The sequence below is a fragment of the Vibrio sp. Vf1514 genome (assembly GCF_052076135.1).
GTDB classification, from domain to species: Bacteria; Pseudomonadota; Gammaproteobacteria; order Enterobacterales; family Vibrionaceae; genus Vibrio; species Vibrio furnissii.
Genome location: NZ_CP197268.1, coordinates 1444794 through 1468120 on the forward strand (window position 1 = coordinate 1444794; position 23327 = coordinate 1468120).

24 protein-coding genes and 1 pseudogene are annotated in these 23327 nt (G+C 55.0%); 10 read left to right on the plus strand and 15 right to left on the minus strand.

Translation table 11 applies throughout. The features are described 5' to 3' along the window. Positions 1-107 precede the first annotated feature (107 nt). Positions 108-2478 (plus strand): annotated as a pseudogene (ppsA, locus tag ACS18Q_RS21375) (phosphoenolpyruvate synthase). 67 nt (positions 2479-2545) lie between these two features. Here ppsA and ACS18Q_RS21380 read toward each other — a convergent pair. Next, positions 2546-3277 carry a helix-turn-helix domain-containing protein gene (locus tag ACS18Q_RS21380; RefSeq protein WP_441257844.1) on the minus strand — a complete coding sequence of 244 codons (732 nt, stop codon included), beginning with the start codon at positions 3275-3277 and terminating at the stop codon, positions 2546-2548. A 21-nt stretch (positions 3278-3298) separates the two neighbouring features. Further along, positions 3299-3760, minus strand: coding sequence for a carboxymuconolactone decarboxylase family protein (locus tag ACS18Q_RS21385; RefSeq protein WP_441257845.1), 462 nt, complete (start codon positions 3758-3760; stop codon positions 3299-3301). A gap of 174 nt (positions 3761-3934) precedes the next feature. On the opposite strand from ACS18Q_RS21385, the gene dsdA reads away from it, so the two are divergent. Beyond that, positions 3935-5245, plus strand: a complete 1311-nt coding sequence (gene dsdA / locus ACS18Q_RS21390; protein WP_441257846.1) for a D-serine ammonia-lyase — start codon at positions 3935-3937, stop codon at positions 5243-5245. Here the strand turns inward: dsdA and ACS18Q_RS21395 are convergent. The 3 genes from ACS18Q_RS21395 to ACS18Q_RS21405 all read right to left on the minus strand — a co-directional run bounded on the left by ACS18Q_RS21395 (position 5242) and on the right by ACS18Q_RS21405 (position 6747). Next, positions 5242-5658, minus strand: a complete 417-nt coding sequence (locus tag ACS18Q_RS21395) for a PaaI family thioesterase (protein WP_004727541.1) — start codon at positions 5656-5658, stop codon at positions 5242-5244. The genes dsdA and ACS18Q_RS21395 overlap by 4 nt on opposite strands. Positions 5659-5810: 152 nt before the next feature. Beyond that, complete coding sequence (locus ACS18Q_RS21400; RefSeq protein WP_441257847.1) at positions 5811-6392, minus strand: hypothetical protein; 582 nt, start codon at positions 6390-6392, stop codon at positions 5811-5813. 13 nt (positions 6393-6405) lie between these two features. Further along, the gene (locus ACS18Q_RS21405; protein WP_032080905.1) at positions 6406-6747 is read right to left on the minus strand and encodes a DUF805 domain-containing protein; all 342 of its coding nucleotides are present in this window, start codon (positions 6745-6747) and stop codon (positions 6406-6408) included. A gap of 234 nt (positions 6748-6981) precedes the next feature. On the opposite strand from ACS18Q_RS21405, the gene ACS18Q_RS21410 reads away from it, so the two are divergent. The 5 genes from ACS18Q_RS21410 to ACS18Q_RS21430 all read left to right on the plus strand — a co-directional run bounded on the left by ACS18Q_RS21410 (position 6982) and on the right by ACS18Q_RS21430 (position 10436). Further along, positions 6982-8010, plus strand: coding sequence for a helix-turn-helix domain-containing protein (locus tag ACS18Q_RS21410; RefSeq protein WP_441257848.1), 1029 nt, complete (start codon positions 6982-6984; stop codon positions 8008-8010). 210 nt (positions 8011-8220) lie between these two features. Continuing rightward, the gene (locus tag ACS18Q_RS21415) at positions 8221-8706 is read left to right on the plus strand and encodes a VOC family protein (protein WP_014257755.1); all 486 of its coding nucleotides are present in this window, start codon (positions 8221-8223) and stop codon (positions 8704-8706) included. Positions 8707-8936: 230 nt separating this feature from the next. Beyond that, positions 8937-9281 carry a YajD family HNH nuclease gene (locus ACS18Q_RS21420; RefSeq protein WP_014257756.1) on the plus strand — a complete coding sequence of 115 codons (345 nt, stop codon included), beginning with the start codon at positions 8937-8939 and terminating at the stop codon, positions 9279-9281. 32 nt (positions 9282-9313) lie between these two features. Then, positions 9314-9808, plus strand: a complete 495-nt coding sequence (locus ACS18Q_RS21425) for an N-acetyltransferase family protein (protein WP_441257849.1) — start codon at positions 9314-9316, stop codon at positions 9806-9808. 196 nt (positions 9809-10004) lie between these two features. Continuing rightward, the gene (locus ACS18Q_RS21430; RefSeq protein WP_441257850.1) at positions 10005-10436 is read left to right on the plus strand and encodes a GNAT family N-acetyltransferase; all 432 of its coding nucleotides are present in this window, start codon (positions 10005-10007) and stop codon (positions 10434-10436) included. Between the two features lie 49 nt (positions 10437-10485). Here the strand turns inward: ACS18Q_RS21430 and map are convergent, their stop codons facing one another. The 3 genes from map to ACS18Q_RS21445 form a co-directional block, all read right to left on the minus strand. Continuing rightward, positions 10486-11271, minus strand: a complete 786-nt coding sequence (gene map, locus ACS18Q_RS21435) for a type I methionyl aminopeptidase (protein WP_055465504.1) — start codon at positions 11269-11271, stop codon at positions 10486-10488. Beyond that, positions 11261-11488, minus strand: a complete 228-nt coding sequence (locus ACS18Q_RS21440) for a ParD-like family protein (RefSeq protein ID WP_038152288.1) — start codon at positions 11486-11488, stop codon at positions 11261-11263. Before ACS18Q_RS21440 ends, map begins: the two co-directional genes overlap by 11 nt. 156 nt (positions 11489-11644) lie before the next feature. Beyond that, positions 11645-12403 carry an SDR family NAD(P)-dependent oxidoreductase gene (locus tag ACS18Q_RS21445; protein WP_004727528.1) on the minus strand — a complete coding sequence of 253 codons (759 nt, stop codon included), beginning with the start codon at positions 12401-12403 and terminating at the stop codon, positions 11645-11647. A 119-nt stretch (positions 12404-12522) separates the two neighbouring features. On the opposite strand from ACS18Q_RS21445, the gene ACS18Q_RS21450 reads away from it, so the two are divergent. After that, positions 12523-13479, plus strand: a complete 957-nt coding sequence (locus ACS18Q_RS21450) for a LysR substrate-binding domain-containing protein (RefSeq protein ID WP_441257851.1) — start codon at positions 12523-12525, stop codon at positions 13477-13479. 66 nt (positions 13480-13545) lie between these two features. Here ACS18Q_RS21450 and ACS18Q_RS21455 read toward each other — a convergent pair whose 3' ends face one another. The 6 genes from ACS18Q_RS21455 to ACS18Q_RS21480 form a co-directional block, all read right to left on the minus strand. Further along, on the minus strand, positions 13546-14631 hold the full coding sequence (locus ACS18Q_RS21455; RefSeq protein ID WP_441257852.1) for an AarF/UbiB family protein: 1086 nt from the start codon (positions 14629-14631) through the stop codon (positions 13546-13548). 194 nt (positions 14632-14825) lie between these two features. After that, the gene (fecE, locus tag ACS18Q_RS21460) at positions 14826-15593 is read right to left on the minus strand and encodes a Fe(3+) dicitrate ABC transporter ATP-binding protein FecE (protein WP_154179516.1); all 768 of its coding nucleotides are present in this window, start codon (positions 15591-15593) and stop codon (positions 14826-14828) included. A gap of 3 nt (positions 15594-15596) precedes the next feature. Then, complete coding sequence (fecD, locus tag ACS18Q_RS21465; protein ID WP_158164694.1) at positions 15597-16559, minus strand: Fe(3+) dicitrate ABC transporter permease subunit FecD; 963 nt, start codon at positions 16557-16559, stop codon at positions 15597-15599. Next, the gene (locus ACS18Q_RS21470) at positions 16556-17557 is read right to left on the minus strand and encodes an iron chelate uptake ABC transporter family permease subunit (protein ID WP_441257853.1); all 1002 of its coding nucleotides are present in this window, start codon (positions 17555-17557) and stop codon (positions 16556-16558) included. Before ACS18Q_RS21470 ends, fecD begins: the two co-directional genes overlap by 4 nt. Further along, a complete protein-coding gene (locus tag ACS18Q_RS21475) occupies positions 17557-18456 on the minus strand; it encodes a Fe(3+) dicitrate ABC transporter substrate-binding protein (protein WP_441257854.1) in 900 nt (299 codons plus the stop codon). Before ACS18Q_RS21475 ends, ACS18Q_RS21470 begins: the two co-directional genes overlap by 1 nt. Before the next feature lie 184 nt (positions 18457-18640). Further along, entirely contained in the window at positions 18641-20794 is a 2154-nt protein-coding gene (locus ACS18Q_RS21480) for a TonB-dependent siderophore receptor (protein ID WP_441257855.1), read from the minus strand. 263 nt (positions 20795-21057) lie between these two features. On the opposite strand from ACS18Q_RS21480, the gene ACS18Q_RS21485 reads away from it, so the two are divergent. Together ACS18Q_RS21485 and ACS18Q_RS21490 are read left to right on the plus strand one after the other, a co-directional pair. Continuing rightward, entirely contained in the window at positions 21058-21369 is a 312-nt protein-coding gene (locus tag ACS18Q_RS21485; protein ID WP_004727520.1) for a hypothetical protein, read from the plus strand. A gap of 178 nt (positions 21370-21547) precedes the next feature. Next, positions 21548-22171, plus strand: coding sequence for an esterase/lipase family protein (locus tag ACS18Q_RS21490; protein ID WP_014257769.1), 624 nt, complete (start codon positions 21548-21550; stop codon positions 22169-22171). 346 nt (positions 22172-22517) lie between these two features. Here ACS18Q_RS21490 and ACS18Q_RS21495 read toward each other — a convergent pair whose 3' ends face one another. Next, the gene (locus ACS18Q_RS21495) at positions 22518-23327 is read right to left on the minus strand and encodes a DODA-type extradiol aromatic ring-opening family dioxygenase (RefSeq protein WP_055465494.1); all 810 of its coding nucleotides are present in this window, start codon (positions 23325-23327) and stop codon (positions 22518-22520) included.

A 23327-nucleotide genomic window follows, 5' to 3' on the forward strand; every position in this document is an offset into this window, starting at 1 on the left:
ATGCCATTACGGCCCCCACAGCTTTGAAAAATTCCTCGGAATTTTTTTCAGTTGCCACGTAATCGATTGCCCTCCCCTACAAAGCTGCAATGTTTCTGGAGAAAGACATGCAAAAGAACACCCTCTGGTTCAATAGCCTATCCATGGAAGATGTCGATAAAGTCGGCGGTAAAAACGCATCACTTGGCGAAATGGTATCTAACCTCGCCAACGCCGGTGTGTCCGTACCCAACGGTTTTGCGACAACCTCTTACGCGTTCAACCAATTCCTTGATTTTGAAGGCTTGGACGATCGCATTCATACCCTGCTCGACGAACTGGACGTTGACGATGTAGAAGCCCTGCGCAAGACAGGTGCCACCATCCGTCAATGGGTATTAGACGCCCCATTCCCTGCAGATTTAGAGCAGGACATTCGAGACAACTACGACACCCTGATTGAAGGCAACCCCGAGCTTTCGGTCGCGGTTCGCTCTTCGGCTACCGCTGAAGACCTGCCAGACGCTTCGTTTGCGGGCCAACAAGAAACCTTCCTGAACGTGAAAGGCATCGATGCGGTGCTGGAAGCGACCAAGCACGTGTACGCGTCGCTGTTTAACGACCGCGCGATCTCGTACCGCGTGCACCAAGGCTTTGACCACCGCGGCATCTCGCTGTCGGCGGGTATCCAGCGCATGGTGCGTTCAGACAAAGCGGCATCGGGCGTGATGTTCACTCTCGATACTGAATCTGGTTTCGACCAAGTTGTCTTCATTACCTCGGCTTGGGGTCTGGGCGAAATGGTGGTGCAAGGCGCGGTGAACCCAGATGAGTTCTACGTGCACAAACCGTTGCTGGAAGCAGGCCAAGCGCCGATCGTGAAGAAAACCTTCGGTTCGAAGCTGGTTAAAATGATCTACGCCAACAGCCAAGTGATCGGCAAACAGGTTGAAATCATCGACACCACCGACGCCGAACGCAATCAGTTCTCTCTGAGAGATGACGAGATCAAAGAGCTGGCAAAACAAGCGATGATCATCGAGAAGCACTACCAGCGTCCAATGGACATCGAGTGGGCGAAAGACGGCATCGACGGCAAGCTGTACATCGTACAAGCGCGTCCAGAAACCGTATGTTCACAAAGCGAACAGAACGTCATTGAGCGTTACGAGCTGAACAACAAAGCCGACATCCTGATTGAAGGCCGTGCGATCGGTCAGCGCATCGGCAGCGGCACCGTTCGTCTGGTCGATTCCCTGGATCAAATGTCACTGGTCAAAGAAGGCGATGTGCTGGTCACCGACATGACCGACCCAGACTGGGAACCGGTAATGAAGAAAGCCGCTGCGATCGTCACCAACCGTGGCGGCCGTACTTGTCACGCGGCGATCATCGCGCGTGAACTGGGCATTCCGGCGATCGTCGGTTGTGGGAACGCCACCAGCACATTGACAGACGGCGCAACCGTGACCGTTTCGTGTGCGGAAGGGGAAACCGGCTACGTGTACCAAGGCCTGCTGGACTTTGAAGTGCGCCGCTCATCGGTTGATGAACTGCCACTGCTGCCAACCAAAGTGATGATGAACGTGGGTAACCCGGATCGTGCCTTCGATTTTGCACAAATCCCGAACGAAGGGGTGGGTCTGGCGCGTCTGGAATTCATCATCAACAAGATGATCGGCATTCACCCGAAAGCGCTGCTGAACTTCGACGCGCAAACCGATGAACTGAAAGCTGAAATCACCAACCGCATTCGTGGTTACAAAGATCCAATCGATTTCTACGTCAGCAAACTGACTGAAGGCATCGCGACCATCGCCGCGGCATTCTGGCCAAAACGCGTGATCGTACGTATGTCAGACTTCAAATCGAATGAGTACAGCAACCTGGTGGGTGGCAAGCACTACGAACCGCACGAAGAAAACCCAATGCTGGGCTTCCGCGGAGCGTCTCGCTACATCTCACCGGTGTTTGAAGACTGTTTCGAACTGGAAACACTGGCGGTGAAACGCGTGCGTAACGAAATGGGGCTGAAAAACGTCGAAATCATGATTCCATTCGTGCGTACACCAAGCGAAGCGGCATCGGTCATCGACCTGCTGGCGAAGTTCGACCTGCGCCGTGGCGAGCAAGGCCTGAAAGTGATCATGATGTGCGAACTGCCATCCAACGCGGTACTGGCGGATGAGTTCCTCAAGTACTTCGATGGTTTCTCTATCGGCTCAAACGACATGACTCAGTTGACCCTTGGCCTTGACCGTGACTCCGGTGACGTGGCGCACCTGTTTGACGAGCGCAACCCAGCGGTGAAAGTGATGCTGAAGATGGCGATTGATGCGGCCACCAAAGCGGGTAAATACGTCGGCATTTGTGGTCAGGGCATCCGACCACGAAGATCTGGCGGAATGGCTGATGGAACAAGGCATCAGTTCGGTCTCGCTCAACCCGGACACTGTGATTGATACGTGGATCAAACTGGGTGAAGTGGCTGCGAAATAATTCGCTCACCGCTCCATCGAAAAAGCGCCGTCTTGCGGCGCTTTTTTTATGCCTGCTGGCCAGCCCATCAGGACTTGCGCTGGCGGACAAATTGTTTGGGCGTGATGCGGGCGATCTGTTTGCACTCACGCGTCATGTGGGCCTGATCGGCAAAGCCCTGTTCGAGCGCCAAATCGGCAAGCGACACATTGGGCTGCGCGCGCAGTTGCTCCAAGGTCTGTTTCACCCGCACGATGCGTTGATACTGTTTCGGCGTGATCCCCAGCCATTTCTGAAACTGGCGTTCGCGCTGACGCTGGCTGAGCGTCTCGGGCTGGCGATGAATGATATGTCCCACATCTTGCGGCTCATACTGCGCGATCAACGCGTGGCACCAGCGATATAACATGGTGATTCTGGCAGCCGGAGAACGCGCGCTTTGCAGCGCAGAAAAGGCGGTCTGTGCCGACGCGGCAAGTGGGTGGTCGCCCGCAATACGCAACGGCGTCTCCAGCCGTTCACCAAACAGCTGATAGCCTACCGCTGGATGAAAGCGTACCCCCGCCACCACGGCTCCCGGTGGCAAGCCAACCTGATGAGCCAAAGTGCTGACCGGCAGCAACACCACGCCCGGCGACTGCCATTCGTCGTCCATTTGCACCTGCTGTTGCAAAATAAAGGTCACGCCCGTGCCTGCATCGCTGAGGAGTTGCCTGCGCACGGTTTGCTTGGTTTCAGGCGCAACAGAAACCGACCAGATTGCCTGAATCTGGCCGGCTAATAACCCCTGCGGTTTGAAGATCTCAAAATCTAAATCCAAACGGATGTTCCCACATTGCGATTAGTTGGGTTGATACAGGCCCACCTGCGGCTGAAACACTTTCACTATCCGGTTCCAACTGTTGATGGCATTCACCGCCACCGTCAGGTTCACCATAGCTTTATCACCAAAGGTATTCAAGGTGAGCAGATAGGCGTCATCGTCCACCGGTAGACCTGCCGTCAGCAGTTCTGCCCACGCCAACGCCACGCGTTCAGCCTCGCTATAAAGTGGCATGTCTTTCCAGGCACTCAGCCCCCAGATTCGCTCGGGCTGCTCCCCCATTTTAAGCGCGTCTTTGCTGTGCATGTCGATACAGAAAGCGCACTGATTCATTTGCGATACACGCAACTTTACCAGCTCCCAGGTGGTCATATTTAGGGTGTCCGACTGACGAAACTGTTCATGGAAGTACGCTTCTTGGGTGTACAAAATTTCCATGGCTTGCGGTGCGATGTGGATGTAGTTGATGCGTTTTGACATGGTCTTTCTCCTCTGTTTTTCACAGCATAGGGAATGGGAAACATCAGAGATTGAAGATTTTCGACATCCACTCAGCCAAGGTGACGCATCGGTTCAGACTTTGATTGCCCCGCCCTAGGCAAACCGACACAAATCGTTATGATGACAAGTTAAAACCCGATGAGAAGGTGCCCCATGACCGAAGCCCTTATTGAACGATTTCCATTGCTCAAACAGCTCATTGCGCTGCAAGAAACGCAATGGTTCAACCCCAACATCACCACGCTGGCGGAAGGCCTGCCCCATGTTGGCCTCAGTGAACAAGACGTGCAGGATGCGGCTGCAAGGCTGCGCCGCTTCGCGCCGTATATTGAACACGTGTTTCCTGAAACCGCCGTCAACCAGGGCATCATCGAATCGCCGCTGGTGACCATCGATCACATGCGCCGCGCGCTGCAATCTCACTACCAAACTGACATGCCGGGCAAGCTGCTGCTCAAACTCGACAGCCACCTGCCGATTTCGGGCTCGATCAAAGCGCGAGGCGGGATTTACGAAGTGCTGGCCCACGCCGAACAACTCGCGCTGCAAGCGGGTTTACTTCACCTTGAAGACGATTACCGAACGCTGGCGAGCGATGAACTGCGCCACTTTTTCTCGCAGCATCAGATTGCCGTCGGATCCACCGGAAATCTCGGCCTATCGATTGGCATCATGAGCGCCAAGCTCGGCTTTCGCGTCACAGTGCACATGTCGGCCGATGCCCGTGAATGGAAAAAAGCCAAACTGCGCTCACATGGCGTCACCGTGGTGGAATACGACAGCGACTACGGCGTCGCCGTTGAACAAGGGCGCGCGCAGGCTCAAAACGATCCGAGCTGCTTTTTCATCGACGATGAAAACTCCCGCACGCTGTTTCTGGGCTACGCGGTGGCCGGTGAGCGCCTCAAAGCGCAATTGGCACAGCGCGAAATTCGCGTCGACGTCGATCACCCGCTGTTTGTTTACCTGCCGTGCGGCGTGGGCGGTGGCCCGGGCGGCGTTGCCTTTGGACTCAAACTCGCGTTTGGCGATCACGTGCACTGCCTGTTTGCCGAACCGACGCACTCGCCGTGCATGCTGCTTGGCGTACACACCGGTTTGCACGATGCCATCAGCGTGCAAGATTTGGGCATCGATAACCTCACCGCAGCTGATGGTCTCGCGGTCGGGCGGGCATCGGGTTTTGTCGGCCGCGCCATGGAACGCCTGCTCGATGGCTATTACACCGTCAGCGACGAAACGTTATTTACGCTGCTGAAAATGCTCAGCGATTACGAACAGATTCAGCTCGAACCGTCAGCCTTGGCGGGCATGAAAGGGCCGATGGTCGCACAGCGCGATCACGGCTATCTCGCTCAGCATGGTTTCAGTGATGCCCAACTCAGCCGCGCCACGCACTTGGTATGGGCAACCGGGGGCGGCATGGTGCCGAAAGATGAAATGGACAAATACTTGCGCAGTTAGCTCGCTTTCACTTTCTCTTGGAGAAATTTGCCGCTGGCGCTGACCCGCAGCTCACCGTCAACGTGCAGCTGCGCGGTCAGCAGGTAAATCCCTCGGCGCACCGTATCGCAATGCGCCGAAATCACCACCTGTTCCCCCACCACAATCGGGTGATGAAAGCGCACGTCCAACTGCGCCGTCAACGCTTCGATGCCTTGGTGTAACAAACAGTGCGTCATCGCGGCATCCAGCAGCGAACTGGCAATTCCGCCATGCAGCTTTCCCCGATACCCCTGATGACGCGAACAGACGGTAAAGTGACCACTCACTTGCCCGCGCTCGTCGCACCCCAAAGCCACGCCCAATGAATAAGGATTGTGCTCGGCTGGCGAGCACACCGCGCACATTGCGTGCGATTCTAACGCCTTGGTCATCATCCACCTCACTCTCAAAAATGAAATTAGCATATGCCAATAACAAGTCGAATGCTGAGGTGGAATCAATGTTTGCAGCGAATCAATGTTTGCAGCGAACTCATGCACCTGATCGCGATTCATCAACCGAGTCACGATTCACGAACCTAACGCTAATATTGACGTGTGTAGAGCTGCTTGAGTTGTGCCTCGGTCGCGGTTTGACAGCGCGCGGCTGACCATTCGCCATTGAGCCACGAGGTCCACTTGCGGCGCGGATTCAAAATAAAATGTACTTGGCTGCCGATGCCGCTTTCGATCGCCACATCACCGGGTTCATGACTGAGCCCTTGTGTTACGTGTAAGTGCTCACTCGTGACCTGATCGCCGTTTTTCAGCGCTTGCGACACTTCGCGGCTGTAAATGCGCAGCGTCACCGGGCCGGTTTCTTTGACCACAATACCGCCTTGCTCAAAGTTACCCGCCACGATGTGCAGCGGCGCCACAATGCACAATTCACCATCCTCATTGCGACTCAGGTACGCGCCTTTGCCTGCGATCCCATGCAGATAAACCAGATGCCCTTCTGCCACGGTGGGCACGATGACCAGACCTTGCACATCGCTGGGGAGCCATGCCGCCGTGGTGTCTTGTCCATATTCGCCCACCCGCGGGTTTTCCGTTGCCTGCGCCACGCTTGATAGGCCAAATGCCCATACGAGTGCCAACCAAACCGCTGTTTGAATTCGTCTCATCTTCCGTTCCTCCCTATTGCGCGACATCAAAACGATTGCGGTGCGGCTCGCAGCGCAGCGCCATCAGCACCAACAGTACAACCACACCAATCACCGGAATAAAGCACACCAAACTCCACCAGCCAGAGCGTCCGGTGTCGTGCAAACGGCGCACCGTCACCGCCACCAGCGGTAGAAAGCTGAGTATGCTGTACGCCACTTCCACCCACGGCGGCGAACCGGCGTTGATCTCCAGCGCCACCAAAACAAGGCTGACCAGCAGATTGACCAAAAAGAACATCCAGTACGCCTGACGCGTCGCTCGCCCGGAAAAACTCAACCCAAGTTGCCACGCCTGCCAATACCAATTCATCATCGCGCTCCTTTTTCTCGCCCATGACCTCTGTCGTTAAAATGATGTTCGACATGTGTACTCAAGCATTACGCCGAACAGGGTCACTTTGGCGCAATGCCTTGGCGGGCGCGTCCTCGATCCGGTTCGAGGACTTCCTCAATCCGGTTTGAGGACCGCAATCGCTTCACGTGACGCGGAGAAATCGGTAGGCTTAGCACGTTGGATAATGAAACGTTGCCCATGTAAGGAAACCCGATGATCGCCATTCCCCTGCCCTTTGTTGTCTCATTGCTGCTGTTGATGTTGGCGATCGTGTTGTGGGTCAAATCCGATGCGGCGACCAAACCCGCCAGCTGGTTTACCGCGCTCTGCGCCTTAACCACGGCAATTGTCGGCCTGCGCTGGACACTGGATGTCGCGCTGTTTCGCATGTTGCAGCCGGTGTGTGCCGCGCTGGTGCCGATGGCGGCCTGGCACTGTTTTCGCCGCGCCCATCAACCCGGACGACTTGCGCGCCTGCATTGGCTCGGGCCACTGGTGATTGCCGCCGGATCGCTGAGCTATCCGTATTGGCATGCACCACTCGATTTGATGCTGACAACGCTGTATATCGGCTACGGCATCGCACTGCTGCTGGCCTCGCGCAGTGAAGCGTCGCGAGTCCGGTTGTCCGACATGGACTGGGTGCGCTACGCCGAGCGCATCGCCGGTTGCATGCTGCTGTTTTCTGCCTGCATTGATGGCGCGCTAACGCTTGATTTCGCGCTGTATGAGGGCCGCCACGCGATGTATGTGCTGGCGGTCGGTTACACCCTATTGTTGCCCACCTTGGCGTTAGCAGTGGTGATGGTGGCGCAAAGTACTTTGCACGTGGCCGAAGAAGCGCCGCAAGCGAGCGCGCCAGACTCTGCCGTTGAGCAAAGCGACAACAATGCGATGAGTGATGAACACGCGCAGGCGATTCTGACGCGACTCGATACGCTGATGAAAGAAAAGCAGGCATTTCTCGACCCGGATTTAACCTTGGATCGTCTGGCGCGCAAACTGACGATTCCCGCGCGGCAGATTTCAATGGCGGTCAATCAGATTCACGGCCGCAACATCTCAAAAATACTCAATGAATATCGCATCGAGTACGCCAAGCAGCGTTTGCTACGCAGCGATGAGAGCATTACGCAGGTCTATCTGAATTCCGGTTTTCAAACCAAATCCAACTTCAATCGTGAATTCAGCCGCGTGACCGGTTTGACACCCAGCGGCTTTCGTCAACGTGAAACCCAATAAGCGATGCCATCTCGCTCGATAAACCCCGCGATGGTGTTCGACGAGCCGTATTATCAGCGGTGTCGCGACGTCTTGAACGGGTAGAAAACAATAACAAACCATTATTATTTTTATAAATATTGATAATTTTTTAATTCAATCGCAGTTCCCTATACTTCTCTCCATCGACACAAACAGCGAAACAAACAACTCAATTTTTTGGAGAATCGTATGAAAATGAATCACGTGGGCATCATGGTTGGCGACATGAACAAAGCAGTCGAGTTCTACACAAAAGCCTTGGGGCTGAGCATTGTGATGGACAATACCCAAGTGACCGAAGAACGCGAAACCGCAATTGGCCGCATGTGTATCGCAGTCTTTGGGGAAGGGTTTAAAGGCTTTAACATCGCGCATCTACTAACCAATGATGGCATCGGTTTCGAGCTGTTCGAAATGAAAGAACGCCAAGAACGTCACCAAGTCGACTTCTCTCGCATCGGCATCTTCCACTTCTGTCTGCAAACCGATGATTTCGAAGGCACCATTCAACGCGTGGAAGCGTTTGGCGGTAAAGTGCGAATGGACATCATGCGCTACCACCCAGAAGACGACAACAAACAAGCAAAAATGGTGTATCTGGAAGACCCGTTCGGCAACCTGTTCGAACTCTACTCACACACTTACGCAGAAACATACGCGTCTGATTACGAGTAAGCTAACCTTCCCAAGCTCGCAAGGATTGGTCGCTCGGCCAATCCTTTTTTCTCTTCCCGAACATCCAAATGAATGCGCATCGCCCGCCCCCACGGCATGACCTGCGCGCAAACCCGCTTTAGATTTGTGCACTGAAATCACGCACGCCGCCCCCACTGAATCTGAGTCACTGTTTCTGGCCTCGTTGTCGTGATAGCATCGGCGCATACTCTATTTTGTGGAAGACAACCATGTCATCAGATCATTACGGCACCAGTGCCAATTACGCTCGTAAAGAAGCCGGTTATCGCGAAAAAGCACTCAAACTCTACCCTTGGGTATGCGGCCGATGTGCACGAGAATTTGTTTATTCCAACCTGCGTGAATTGACGGTTCACCACAAAGATCACGACCACACCAACAATCCTGAAGATGGCAGCAACTGGGAACTGTTGTGTCTGTATTGCCATGATCACGAGCACAGCAAATACCTCGAGCATGATTTGTACGGCAGCGAAATCAAGCCCGGCGAAGATGAACACCAAGGCGCGACGTACAACCCGTTTGCTGACTTAGCCAAGATGATGAAAAAGTAATGGCTCTTGAGCCTGCGCTTTTGGACTCAAGCGTGCAGAAGCCTCGCGTGACACGCGAAGCAACGGTGAACGATCTGCGCGCCTTGGTGGCGCTCTTTGTGGCGGAGAACCAACACAACGCCACGTTGGCGCCAGAGACCGTGCGCGTCACCAACGATGTGCTGACAGCACCAGAGTTGCAAGCGATCATCGATGATGCCGGGCAGCAGCTTCTCGTGGCCGAACACGAAGGCCTCGTGGTCGGCGCGTTACTTGGTCAGATCACCCGGACGCGAGCACACCGATGGGTACAGTCGCGCTGCACGGGATACGTCGACGAGCTGATTGTGTCGCCGCACGCCCGCCGACAAGGCGTCGCCGATGACATGTTGGCAGCATTTGAAAGCTGGGCAGCCGCGCAAGGTGCGACGGCGCTGGAATTGCACGTGTGGTCAAACAACGATGGCGCCATCCGTTTCTACGCACAATCCGGCTTTGCCGAAAAACAGCACCTGCTGACCAAGCCACTGCGGCGCGAACCAACCTGATCCGCGAAAAACAACCTGATCTGCGTAAAACAACCTGATCTGCGTAAAACGTAGCCATGGATATCGCCGTTACATGGATATCGCCGTAAATGGAGAGGACCTTAAATGGATCGCACGATGGTGTTGAACAGCGCCCCTCATACCAGAAGAATACACCAACAAAATGTACGAAAAGAATGCACCAAGAGATTGCCCCATGCTCATCGAAACCGCAGGGCCTGAACATTACCCGCAACTGTTAGCGGTATGGGAAAATTCCGTTCGCGCCACACACGACTTCATCACAGAAGATGACATCGCGTTTTTTAAACCGCTGATTCTTGAACACGCCTTTTCGGCGGTCGCGCTGCGATACATCAGAAACGCGGCAGGCGCTATTGTCGGCTTTATTGGCGTGCACGAGGGCAAGATTGAGATGCTGTTTGTATTGAATGAAGCACGTGGTCAAGGTGTCGGCAAACAGTTGCTACTGCACGCCATGGAGCACATGGCCGCAAACGCCGTCGATGTGAACGAACAAAACCCCGCTGCGACGGGGTTTTATCAGCATATGGGCTTTCATGTGGTCTCCCGATCGCCCTTAGACGACCTCGGCAAACCGTTCCCGATTCTGCACATGGCGCGGTAACGGTCGATACACCGTGCCCAGCCCCAAATTTGGCATGGCCTGACGCCCTTTAGGCCTCAGGCAATTGTTCCTCATCGCGTAGCGTCAACACTTCATAGCCCGTACGAGTCACTAAAATCGTGTGCTCTGACTGCGCCGACAGCTTTTTATCGCGCGTGATCACCGTCCACCCATCGTTCTTGGTTTTGATCTTGGCGGTGCCTTGGTTAATCATCGGTTCGATCGTGAAGGTCATTCCTTCTTTCAACGTCAGCCCTCGATTGGGCAAACCGTAATGCAGCACTTGCGGTTCTTCATGCATTTCGCGCCCAATACCATGGCCGCAGTATTCGCGCACCACGCTATAACCGCGAGATTCTGCATAGTGCTGAATGGCGTGGCCGATATCACCCAATTTTGCGCCCGGTTTCACCAACTTAATCCCTTCCCACATGGCGTTGTAGGTGGTGTCCACCAGCTTTTTGGCCAGCGGTGAGGCATCTGGCATCACGTACATTTTGCTCGAATCGGCGATGAAACCATTTTTCTCCAGCGTGATATCGAGGTTGACGATGTCGCCGCGTTTGAGAAATTGCGTCACCTTCGGCACGCCGTGGCACACCACTTCGTTGATCGATGAATTGAGCACAAACTCATAGCCGTATTGGCCTTTGCTGGCTGGGCGTGCGTTCAGTTCTTGTTCAATAAACGCTTCCACCGTGTTGTTGATGTCCATGGTCGACACACCCGGTTGAACGTAGGTGTCCAACATCTTGAACACCTGCGCCAGTAATCTGCCCGACTCGCGCATCAATGCAATGTCATCTTCCGATTTGATGTGAATGTCATGATTCATGATTTGCCTCTGCGGTCACCGCAATGTGGGTGGCAGACACATTCACCGATTGCATTAAGTTCGCCACGATTTCATTGAAAGAGAGTTGCGGATGCAATTCCGCCAACATGCCCATTTTGATCCAGAATTCTGCTTGAGAGTTGATTGAGCGTGACATCACCGAACTTGCTTTGCGCAGTTCTTCATGCAGCTCATCGGAGATTTTTACGATGCCCATGATGATACGATACATATATAAAACGTACATGCATTGTATTGAGAATGTTTCATGAGTCAAGCGGCAGAGCTGCGACGTGTCGTCATGCCTGCTGCCCGGCGCAAACAAAACGCCCCGAGCCAACGGCCCGGGGCATTTCAATACGCTCGATAAAACTTATAAGAACATGCCGCCAGACGCTTCGATGCGCTGACCTTGGATCCATCCGGTGTCGCCGACCAGCAGTGAAGCCATCACGCCGCCGATGTCATCCGGCAGCCCCGCACGGCCCAACGCGGTGTTGGCCGACACATGCGCATTGATCGCCTCCACATCACGCACCGCGCCACCGCCAAAATCGGTTTCAATCGCCCCCGGCGCGAGAACGTTAACGCGAATCCCCCGGCTGCCCAGCTCTTTGGCCAGATAACGGGTATAGACTTCAATCGCTCCTTTCATCGCGGCATACACCCCTTTTCCCGGCATGGCAAAACGGGTCAGGCCGGATGAAACATTAAGAATACGACCACCATCACGTAGCAAAGGAGCCAGCGCCTGCGTCAAGAAAAACACACCTTTGAAATGAATATTGCACAGGCGATCAAACAGCGCTTCGCTGGCGTCGGTCAGGCTGGCATCCATACCAATGCCGGCATTGTTGACCAGAAAATCGAAATCGTCCCGCTGCCAATGTGTGGCTAAAACCTGCTTCACTTCGGCCACAAACGGCTCAAATTCGCTGATGTTGCCGGTATCGAGCTGAATCGCCACGGCTTTGCGGCCGAGCGCTTCAATCTCTGCCACCACTTGCTGCGCCTGCTCGGCCTGACTGTGGTAGGTGAGAATAATATCCACGCCCTGCTTGGCCAGTTTCAGCGCGCCATTTTGGCCCAGCCCACGGCTGGCACCGGTGATCAAAGCAATACGAGAATCCATTGGAGTTTCCTTTTTTGGTGTTGGGTTACAGTCAATACAGCTTATTAGCCAACATAAGTAGGATAAACAGCGATAAATTGATTACACTATTCATCATTCACGAACAATAGGAGCCATCTATGGATCGCCTGACTGCCATGCACACCTTTGTGCGCGTTGCGGAGCTTGCCAGCTTCAGCCGCGCCGCCGAAGAGTTAGGGCTGCCGAAAGCCAGCGTCTCAAATCACATCCAACTGCTTGAAACGCAGGCAGGTGCGCGCCTTTTGCAGCGCACGACACGCAAAGTGTCGTTAACACCTGACGGGCGCACCTACTATGAGCGTTGCCTCGATCTGCTGGCTGAATTTGAAGAACTCGATACCTTATTCGTCCAAACAGAGCAGCAGCTCAGCGGGCGCATTCGGGTCGACATGCCAACGGGGATGGCAAAAGGCGTGGTTGTGCCGCATCTGGCCGAATTTCTGCAGCAACATCCGGGCGTTCAGTTGGAACTGAGCAGCACCGATCGCCGCGTGGATGTGGTGCGGGAAGGGTTTGATTTTGTGGTTCGTGCCGGGCAGTTGAGTGATTCAGCGCTAATCGCACGTAAGGTGTGTGACATGGCGGTACGTACCTATGCCAGCCCCGACTATCTGGCGCGCCATGGCGAGCCGAAAACGCCGGACGACTTATCGCACCATCAACTGGTGCACTACGCGCAAAATCTCGGCGGTCAGCCGGACGGTTGGGAATACTGGGATGGCGAGCGGTTGCACACCATTGACATGGCGGGCGCGCTGACGGTCAACAATGCCGAGTCTTACACCGCGGCGTGTTTGGCGGGCATCGGGCTGATTCAAACGCCAGAATCGGGCGTGCGTAAGCTGGTCGCCAGCGAGCAATTGGTTGAAGTGCTGGCAAACTTCACTTGTCAGCCGCTGCCCGTGTACCTGCTCTATCCACATCGCCGACATCTGGCCAAGCGGGTCCGCGTTTTGATGGACTGGATGACGGCGTTGATTCAGCACAAATTGCAGTCTGTTCATGATGAGCCTGTTCGTGATGTGCCCGCTCGTGATGAGCCCCGCCATGGTTAGTCAGCGGGTTGCGCGGTGCAAACGGCGCTCTGAGCCAACCCATCGCCAAGTTGACGAATTGCTGGGCTAACGAATCTGATACTGCTGCGCCAGCTCACGCTTGCGTTGATAATCATCCGTCAGTTGCGTAGCTGATTTGCCGCGATTGGCATAAAATAGGCCGCCATGTTGCGCGATATTGGGGTAATCGTTCGCAATCACATCCAGCACGTAATCGATGCGTTTCAGGGTCAGCGGCGTGCACGACTGACCGTGCAGATCGTCTTCGATATCGAGCACATGAGAGCGAAACGCCTCCAGTTGAAACAAATGAACGAACGCGTGTTCACTGCTCAGCGCCGTTTGCCAACGCGCTATGATTTGGCGGTAATGTGCCAGCACGGGTGACGTCGCCTGCTGGGTGTGTAGCCAATGCACTTTGCGCTGATAGCTCGCCACAGCCCGCTGTTTCAGTTGGCGAAACAGGGTCAGTTGCTGCGTCTCTGTCAATGCGCTTGACAGCAACCAGCCAAAGAAGAAGCGGGTTTCAAAACGTTCCACCGCATGAAATATCGGGTCTTGCGTGCCGTTGCTGTTGAACTCGCGCAGCGGATCAAACGGATACATGTAACCAAAGTCAAACAGCCACAACTGATTGTCGCTGTCCACCAGCATATTCCCGCCGCACAAATCCCACTCCATCAGCCCATGCGCTTCGCATGCCTCCAGCGTCGCCAACAGTTGCTCCATCAAATCCGACGTCAGCGTTTGGATGTGTTGTCCGTCAATCCACGGCGAGAGCAGAATGCCCAAGCGATAATCCGCATAGAGCGTGGGCACAATGTGGGCAAAGTGCGGCGCGGTGGCCGGATTTGCTTTCAGGGCCTCAAAATCTCGCCTGCGCTGCACTTCGTTGAGAAACGAATATTGCCCGTCCAGATTAGCAACTTTGGCCGTTTGGCGGCGTTTTTTCAGATTATAATCCCGCCCGTTCACCCGCAGGTGAAACACCTCCGCAGTCAGACCAGAACCAATCACCTCAACCACGTATGGCGAATCGGCGTTTAATGTCGCCAGTTGCTCCGGCGGCAACGGGCAGTGACTCACGTCACCGACGATAAGCGGCGCGTCACTTTGATCAAAGTGTTGTTGGGCTTGTTGTCTTGCGTTCATGTTCACCTCGTTGATGTCACGCTGCCATTGCAGCGCGATCGGGTGAAAAAAGCATCCTCCCCACCAGATGAAACCTTGGGCGCAGAAGCAAAGAGGGAGCACGATCATCGGGGCGTAGACAAGAAAAAGGTTCCCACTTGAGCGAGGTTCAGGGCCTCAATCTCAAGCGGGAAGTACTGGGGAGTGCGCGCAGGTCAGCGGACAATGCACATCGGCGTGCCAGCAATCGGGTCGCGGTGAATTTCCGCATCCAGTTCAAACACGCTGGCGAGCAGTTGCGGCGTCATCACGTCGCCGGGTGCCCCTTCGCCAACAATGCGTCCGCGCTGCATCACGATCAGGTGGTCGCAGTAGCGGCACGCCTGATTGATGTCGTGCAACACGGTGACAATGGTTTTGCCCTGCTGATTGAGCAGGCGCATCAGCTTCATCAGTTCAACCTGATGGTTGATATCAAGGTAAGTCGTCGGTTCGTCAAGCAACACAAAATCGGTATCTTGCGCCAAGGTCAGGGCCAGCCACACGCGCTGACGCTGACCGCCGGACAGATCCGACACCGCGCGGTCGGCAAATTCCGCCACACCGGTCGCCTGCATCGCCTGTTCAACAATGCGCTTGTCCTCGCGAGACAGCTGGCCCCAGAATCCGGTGTACGGACTGCGACCATACGCCACTGCTTCGCGCACACTCACCCCTTCCGGCGGCTCTTGCGATTGCGGCAACAGCGCCAGTTGCTGCGCCAACAAACGCGACGGCACCTGCGCGATCGGTTTGCCCTGCCACAACACCTGCCCGCTTTCGGCATGGAGAATGCGTGACAAGGTTTTCAGCAACGTGGATTTGCCACAGCCATTGGGGCCGAGCAACGCAGTAATTTTGCCTTCCGGAATGACGACATCCACACCGTTCACGATCGGCCCTTTGCCGTAGCCGACAATCAGATTTTCAGTGGTTAAACGCATGGCTTATCTCATTCTCATTAACAGATATAAAAAGTACGGCGCGCCGATGATCGCGGTCAGGATCCCTGCGGGCAGTTCCAGCGGCGGATGGATGATACGCGCGATCAGATCGGCCACCAGCAGCAATAGCGCGCCGACCAGCATCGCCGTTGGCAGCAATTGTTGATGGCGGCCGCCCACCAGTTGCCGCGCCAGATGCGGCGCGACCAAGCCGAGGAAACTGAGCGGCCCACACACCGCGACCGCTGCTGAGGTCCAGATGACGGCCACCAGCAGTGCGCCCGCACGAACCCAAGCGACCGAAATGCCGAGGCTTGTGGCGCGTTCATCACCCAGCGTGAGCAGATTCAGCGCATGGCTGAGCCACAACACCACAGGAAGCAGTACCCACCACGGCCAGAGCAGCGTCAGTTGCGACCAGCCGCGCCCCCACAAACTGCCAGTCAGCCACAACAACGCATTGTTGATTTCCAGCGGCTGCGTGAGGATCAAAAAGTCAATCGCACTGCCGTATAACGCCGCGAGCGCCACACCAGTAATCGCCAGTTTGACCGGCGCGGTTTGACCACCGCACACCAGTGCCAGCACCAGCGCCGAGGCCATCCCGCCCGCCAGCGCCGCTGCCGGTAACCAATAGACGGAGAGGGTCGGCCACAGTGTCATCAGCGCGACCGCTGCAAGCCCTGCGCCATGGCTGACGCCAAGAATGTCCGGCGAAGCGAGCGGGTTGCGAATCACGCCTTGAATCAGCACGCCCGCAGTGGCGAGCATCGCCCCCACCAGCAGTGCAATCCACACGCGGGGCAGGCGATAGTCGTGAATGGTAAAATAGTGTTCGCTGCCTTGAAACAGGCCATTCCACACCTGCGCCGTGCTGAGATTGACCGCGCCCAAACTCAGATTGGCTAAGGCCGCAACCACCAGCAGGCACAACAGAATCAGTTGCGTTTTACGGATCGGATTCATTGTTTTTTCCTCACCAGATAGAGGAAACACGGCGCGCCAATCAGCGCCAACACCGCCCCTGCGGGCGTTTCGGTGGGAAACACCACCGCGCGACTGATGATATCGGCGCCCAGTGTGAGCATGGCGCCCAGCAGCATCACCACGGGCAACAAAATTCGGTGATCGTAACCGACCAGAAGGCGAGCCATGTGCGGCACAATCAGCCCCACAAATGCAATCGCGCCGACCGTACTGACACTGATGCCAACCAGCACCAACACCGCCAGCCCCACCAGCACGCGCAGCAGCGTTAGGTTCACGCCCAGGCTTTTCACCCGCTCATCCCCCATCGCCAGCACATTCACTTTCGGAGCCAGCAACATACTGAGCACCAGCGCCAGCGACAGCGGCGGCCAACTCATGTGCCAAGTGCGCCATTCCACATGGGCAAACGAGCCCGCCAGCCACGCCATCACACTGGCGGCCTGATCTTCCACCAGAATCACGCTGGCTTTGGTCAAGGCACTACACAACGCGGAGATGGCAATCCCCGCCAGCACCAGTTGCCCACGCTCGGCACCCATTTTCCACGCGCCGCCGAGCATCATCACCAAGCACCACGCGCTCAGCCCGCCAATCATCGCAGCCAGCGGGCTGCTGAGTGACGATGAAGCAGCAAACACCGTGGTCACCAGCGCCATACCCAGCGCCGCACCTGCGTTCACGCCAAACAAACTGGGTGATGCCAGCGGGTTTCGAGTCAGCCCTTGCATCAACGTGCCTGCCGCTGCCAGACTGGCGCCAACCAAAGCCGCATCGAGCACCCGCGGCAGGCGAATATCGCGCACAATCACATGCGCAATGACCTGCTCATTCGGCGCCCACAGTGCCGTCAGCGCATCCGTCGCAGACACCGGCACCGCCGAGTAAGCAAACAACGCGCCCCAAGCAACAAGCAGCAGAAAGACAACGAGCGTGATCACCACGCCCGTTCGTTGAATCGATGGCGTCAACCGCATCAGGATTGAACCAGTTTCGCCAGATCCGCCGCCATGTATTCCGCGGCCAGAATGCCTCGGCAGCGCGCCCACATGTTGCCATCCACATGCAGCACCTGCTTGGCTCGCACCGCATTCAGCACGTTCCACAACGGCTGTTTCTGCCAACGGCTGACAATGCTCTGTTCGGTGTAATCGCCGACCACCAGGTAGTTCGGGTTGAGGGCCAACAGTTGCTCTAAACTGATTTGGCGCGACGCATTTTCATTGTTCAGCCCAGTGGGCGCAGCCAGTCCCAGCGCATGAATTACGCCCCCCGCATACGATTCCGCCGCGTGCGCATAAAAGCCATTTTCACGCGCAACACCAAATTGAACGGTCTGATGGTTCAGACCAGACAACTGCGCCGCGTAGTGGTCCATCAACTGATGGTGCTGCGATAAGCGCTGCTGCATTTCGGCCTCTTTACCGATCACTTTGCCGATGATCGCCGCCGATTTGAGGTTATCTTCATAAGTTTCGCGACGCGAAGGCAGTAAGAGCGTCGGCGCAATTTTCGACAAATCGCGATACACCGCAGAGTGGCGATCAACATCCGCGATGATCAGATCCGGTTTCAGCGACGCAATCACTTCCAGACTCGGTTGAGAGCGCGTGCCGACCGACTGCCATTGGCCGAGCTTGGCACTCACCGCAGGCAGCAATCGACTTGGGTCGTTGTCATCCGCGATGCCCACTGGGCTGACATCCACCGCAGCCAGTGCATCCACAAAAGAAAATTCCAGCGCAACAATGCGCTGTGGCACCTGATTCAAGGTGAATTCACCGTGACTGTCCGTCACAGTTACGGCCGAGGCCATCAAACTCAGACAGCCACTAATGAGCACAACGCTGCGCGCAATCCATCGACACCATTTCATTGTTCTTTACCTAATTGATTGAGATTTAACATTCATTGGCCGCATCGCCATCGGTGATTGTAATGATTTAGCTCACAAAATGAATGCAAATTTTATTGAGAATTATTCATATTCCATCACTCAACAGACTGAGCTAGGCTCAAAACGAAACAGGCCCAGCGGATGCCGGACCTGATCGTCACACTTAAAAATCGTAGCTTGCCGTGAGGTAGAGACGACGCTGCTCACCCGGGAAGGAACCGGTTCGGTCGATGAAGCCACTCACCGCGTACTTCTTATCAAACAGGTTCTTCACGTTGAGCTGGAACTGCCACTGTTGCCAGCGGGTCTGCCATGACGCATCAAACACGGTGAAGGCTTTCACCGTCTGGCCGCTCTGGTTGTACTGTTCACTGACATGATCGGCACCAAAGCCAACAGACGAGTCGATGGCGGTGATGTCATAGCGCGTCCACACGCCCAACTGGTGATGCGGCGCGTTGGCAAATCGAGTCCCCACCGTTCCGCTGATGCCGTCGTATGCTTCTTTCACGCGCGTGTCGTTGTAGGCGTAGCTCAGGTTGGCGCTCCAGTTGTCGGTCAAATCCGCCAGCATGTCGACTTCAACGCCTTGGCTGCGCACTTTGCCGTAGGCCACTGAGCGCGTGTCATCGTCCGGATCCGTTTGCAGAATGTTCTCTTTGATGATGTGGTATAGCGCCACATTGACGTTCAGCGCATTATCCAGCCAGTAGGTGCGCACACCCGTTTCGTACATCAGGCTCTCTTCCGGATCAAACGGGCCACCGTTCGACTCCGCTTGATCAGACACATCCTGCGGCACAAAACCTGTCGCCACGACGGCATACGGATGCCATTGATCGTTGATGCGATACGTAGACCCCAAGCGGTAAGACATGCCAGAGCCGGTATAATCGCTCTCGCTGCCCGCTTTGATGTCGTTGATTGTGTCTTTGTAACCGTCGATGCGCAGGCCCGACAGTACGTTCCAGCGCTCAGTCACCGCCCACTGATCCTGCACATACGCGCCATAACGCTGCGAACGCGAATCGGTTTGCTTGGCAAGCGTCAGCGTGTAGCTAGAGGTATCCGCGCCATATTCCGGATCAGTCAGACTGATGCCGTCCACATTGGCACGGTAATAAACATAATCTTCGTCGAGACGGTAGTAATCACCGCCGATAAGCACGGTATGATCGCCCAATTCCGCCACCAAGTTTGCCGTCACCGACCCCGCTTTGTTGTGACGCACCTGATCGCGGTATTGGCGCTTACTCCAATCCACCACGCCGTCGCCATCGGTATCCACCAAACCGTTGGGTTCGTGATACTTCTGCGTTTCTGTGTTTTCGTAATACCGCAGCGTCACATCACCGCTCAACCAGTCGTTGAAACTGTGGTCAACGCGCATCTGGTACACCTGTGCTTCCAAGTCTTGATAGTCCGACGCTTCGTTGGCGTTCCAGTCGATATCGGCCAAGAAGTTGCCGTCATCATCGGTGGGAATACCACGCAGGCGAGCGCCGCCGTAATGCTGAATGATGTCGGTAAATTGCGCCGTCACCGTGGTGGCATCGGTCATGTCCCACGCGTAGCCCAAATCGATGATGCGGTTGCGCACATCGGTGTTGTTGCGTGACGGGTTTTCGTGGTCTTGATAAATCGCAACGCGATAGCGCTGGCTTTTATCGTCGGTTACTGGCCCTGACAGCTCCACACTGCCGCTGACAAAATCCTGATTGCCGCCCGTCACTGACACGCGGCGTTTGGTGTCGTAGGTCGGCTTTTTGGTCACATAGTTGATCACGCCGCCCGGTTCCCCGCTGCCCATCACCGCCGAAGACGGGCCTTTCAGCACTTCGACCTGCTCAATGTTGAACAGCTGCGGAATGGCGAAACCGTTGAACGGGTCGCCGCGCACGCCATCATAAAGAATCTGATCTTGGCGAAAACCGCGAAACGTTACGCCGGAGTAGGAATACTGGCTCACGCCACTGATCGAGCGATACAAGTCAGTCACCTGACGCGCGCCTTGGTCTTCAATCAATTGTTGCGTCAGCACCTGAATCGACTGCGGTGTATCGTCAATCGCCGTGGGAGTTTTGGTGGCTAAGCTCGTTTCTTGCGCGCGGTAGAGCGACAGTGCGCGGCCGTAAACGGTCACGGTGTCTTTGCTGGCGGGCGCGGTGCTCGAGGCGGCCGTATTGGTGGCGACTGTATTCGTGGGAACGGTATTGCTAGAAATGGTGTTGGTTTGCGAAACGTCATCGGCTGCCACAGCCTGCGCGGATAAACCGGCAAGCACAGCCAGAACAAGAGGATGAATGTTAGCCTTCATTAATATTTCTTATAGATGTTGTGTAAACGACAAGGCTCAAGAATCTAACTGAGTTTAATTCTCATTACAATTGATTTTGTGATCCCCGTCGCCATCAATCGCATCAATACCATGAGAACCACCCATCGATCTGATCATTATTTGTTCGATTTATTTGAACATGATCAGCCAATCTATCCTATCGAACGAAGTGTGACTTAGATCTACTATTAATCCCAAGCACTGAGGTGCGATACAAACACAAATCGAATGAGGAAACTAACATGACTAAGCTCGCTTCTATTCTTGCTGCTACCGTAATTTCAACCACGTTTGCGGCTGGCGCCATGGCATCTGATCTGCAAATGAGCGTGTCCGCTCGTGATAATCAAGCCACTGCGTATGTGACGCAACACGGTCAAGCACTGGGTAGTTATCCGGTTGATGTTCAAGGCCAGCACTACGTGACCGACCAAAACGGTGCCGTGACTTACAAAAACCACGCAAGCAACGCGAAAACCGTGAAATTCGCCACCAAAGATTCAGCAGGCAACCTGGTGGAAAAAACCACGTTCGTTGGCCGTGACAATGACTAATTCACGAAAAATCAGGGATTAACATTCAATGGATTTGAATATAATTGTGCTTGAACGCGGCAGCTTGTGATTTCACTCTGCCGCGTTTTTGTTTTGGCGCATTGCAGCCAGCTTTTCATTTCGCCCGCAGTTGAGTAGATTAGCAGTCAGAGCCTTACGCTAATCATTCAGGAGCTTCATGAAAATTATCATCCTCCATGGTTTGTATATGCATGGTTTCGTCATGCATCCCCTTGGCCAACGTTTGAATAAACTGGGTTACACAACCGAAGTGCTCAGTTACAACACCGTGGCCATTCAAGATGAGAAAGTGTTTCGCACCATCGACCAAGCGCTGGATCCAGACCAACCGAATGTATTGGTCGGCCATAGTCTTGGCGGCCTGATGATTAAACATTACTTGGCGTCACGCCGTCCGAGTGTCACGCAGATCTCGCATGTGGTGACCATTGGCTCACCGCTCAAAGGGGCGTCGATCGTGGGGAAAATTCAGCAAATGGGCTTGGGGGCAATCCTCGGAAATTCCACCCATTTTGGCTTAGAAACACACGAGGACGAATGGCAGTTTGAGCAGAAACTGGGCAGCATTGCTGGCACGGTCGCCTTTGGCATGCGCCGGGTGTTGATGGGCAACCAATTGATGTCGGATGGCACAGTGACGGTCGATGAAACCAAAATCACCGGCATGACCGATCATCTGGAAACGCGCGCCACCCACACCAGCATGATCTACAGCACCTACGTCGCCCGCCAGATTGATTACTTCATTCGCCACGATCAATTCGAGCATCAGGCCGCCTAAAGCCAGACACGAAAAAGCCCGAGTCAGCGCGCATGGAAACAGGGAACGCTCACTCGGGAACCAGGTGAATCATGGGATAACCCGCCGAGACTGGCCTCATCTGATGCTGACTTTGATCGTCTGTTTGCTGTGACTGGACATGAGCTTTGCCAGCCGAGTCATCGCAAACCAACGCATCACCAGATCCAAGGGCATTCAGCCATACCGGTCATTTGAGGGGCAACTCTACCTCACACCACTCATTCACGCAGGTTGCTTCTTCCTATTTGATTAATAGATAAAAACAATAACGCCCACGATTTTAAGTCGCGGGCGTTATATCAAGGTGTCACGAATCGACGAGCAATTACGCGGCGGCCATGCCAAAGCCGTAGGCATCCAAGGCGAGGATTTCTAGGTCGATGGCGCGATGTAATACTTCGCCAATCTCGTCCTCATAGCTGGTACCCAGCACACTTGGCAGTGGCAGATAATGATCCGGCGTTGGGTGATTGAAACGCGCATGCGGCCCTTGGTCGAGATAATCCAGCAACGCATCAACATTGCCTTGCGCCAGTTGCTCACTCACCCACGTGGTGAACTGATTCACTTTGCTGACGCGGTTTGGATCCGGCATGGGCGAGAAAATTTCACGCAGGTTGTGGCTAATGCCACCCGAACCGACAAACAACACCCCTTCTTCACGCAGCGGACGCAGCCAGCGGCCAATTTCAAAGTGCGCCACCGCATCCATCGCGCTGTTGATAGAGACCTGAATGATCGGCACATCGATATTCGGATACAGATACAGCATCGGAATCCACGCGCCGTGGTCTAACCCTTGCTCGCTGTCCAATTGAACTGGTATCCCGGCATCTTTGAGCATTTTTTCCGCTTTTAACGCCAAGTTCGGCGCACCTTGCGCTGGGTATTCAATGTCGTACAACGGCTGTGGAAAGCCGTAAAAGTCGTGAATCGTGCCCAACGTATGGCCGGAGGTGATCACCACCGGACCGCGACGGTCAAAGTGCGCGGAAAAGATCACGATCGCTTTCGGTTTGGGTAATTTCGCCCCCAGTTGTTGAAAGAACTCGGTCGTTTCTGAATGTTCTATCGCCATCATCGGCGAACCGTGGGATAAGAACAAAGCTGGCATGCGGGGTGTTGGGTTCATCAT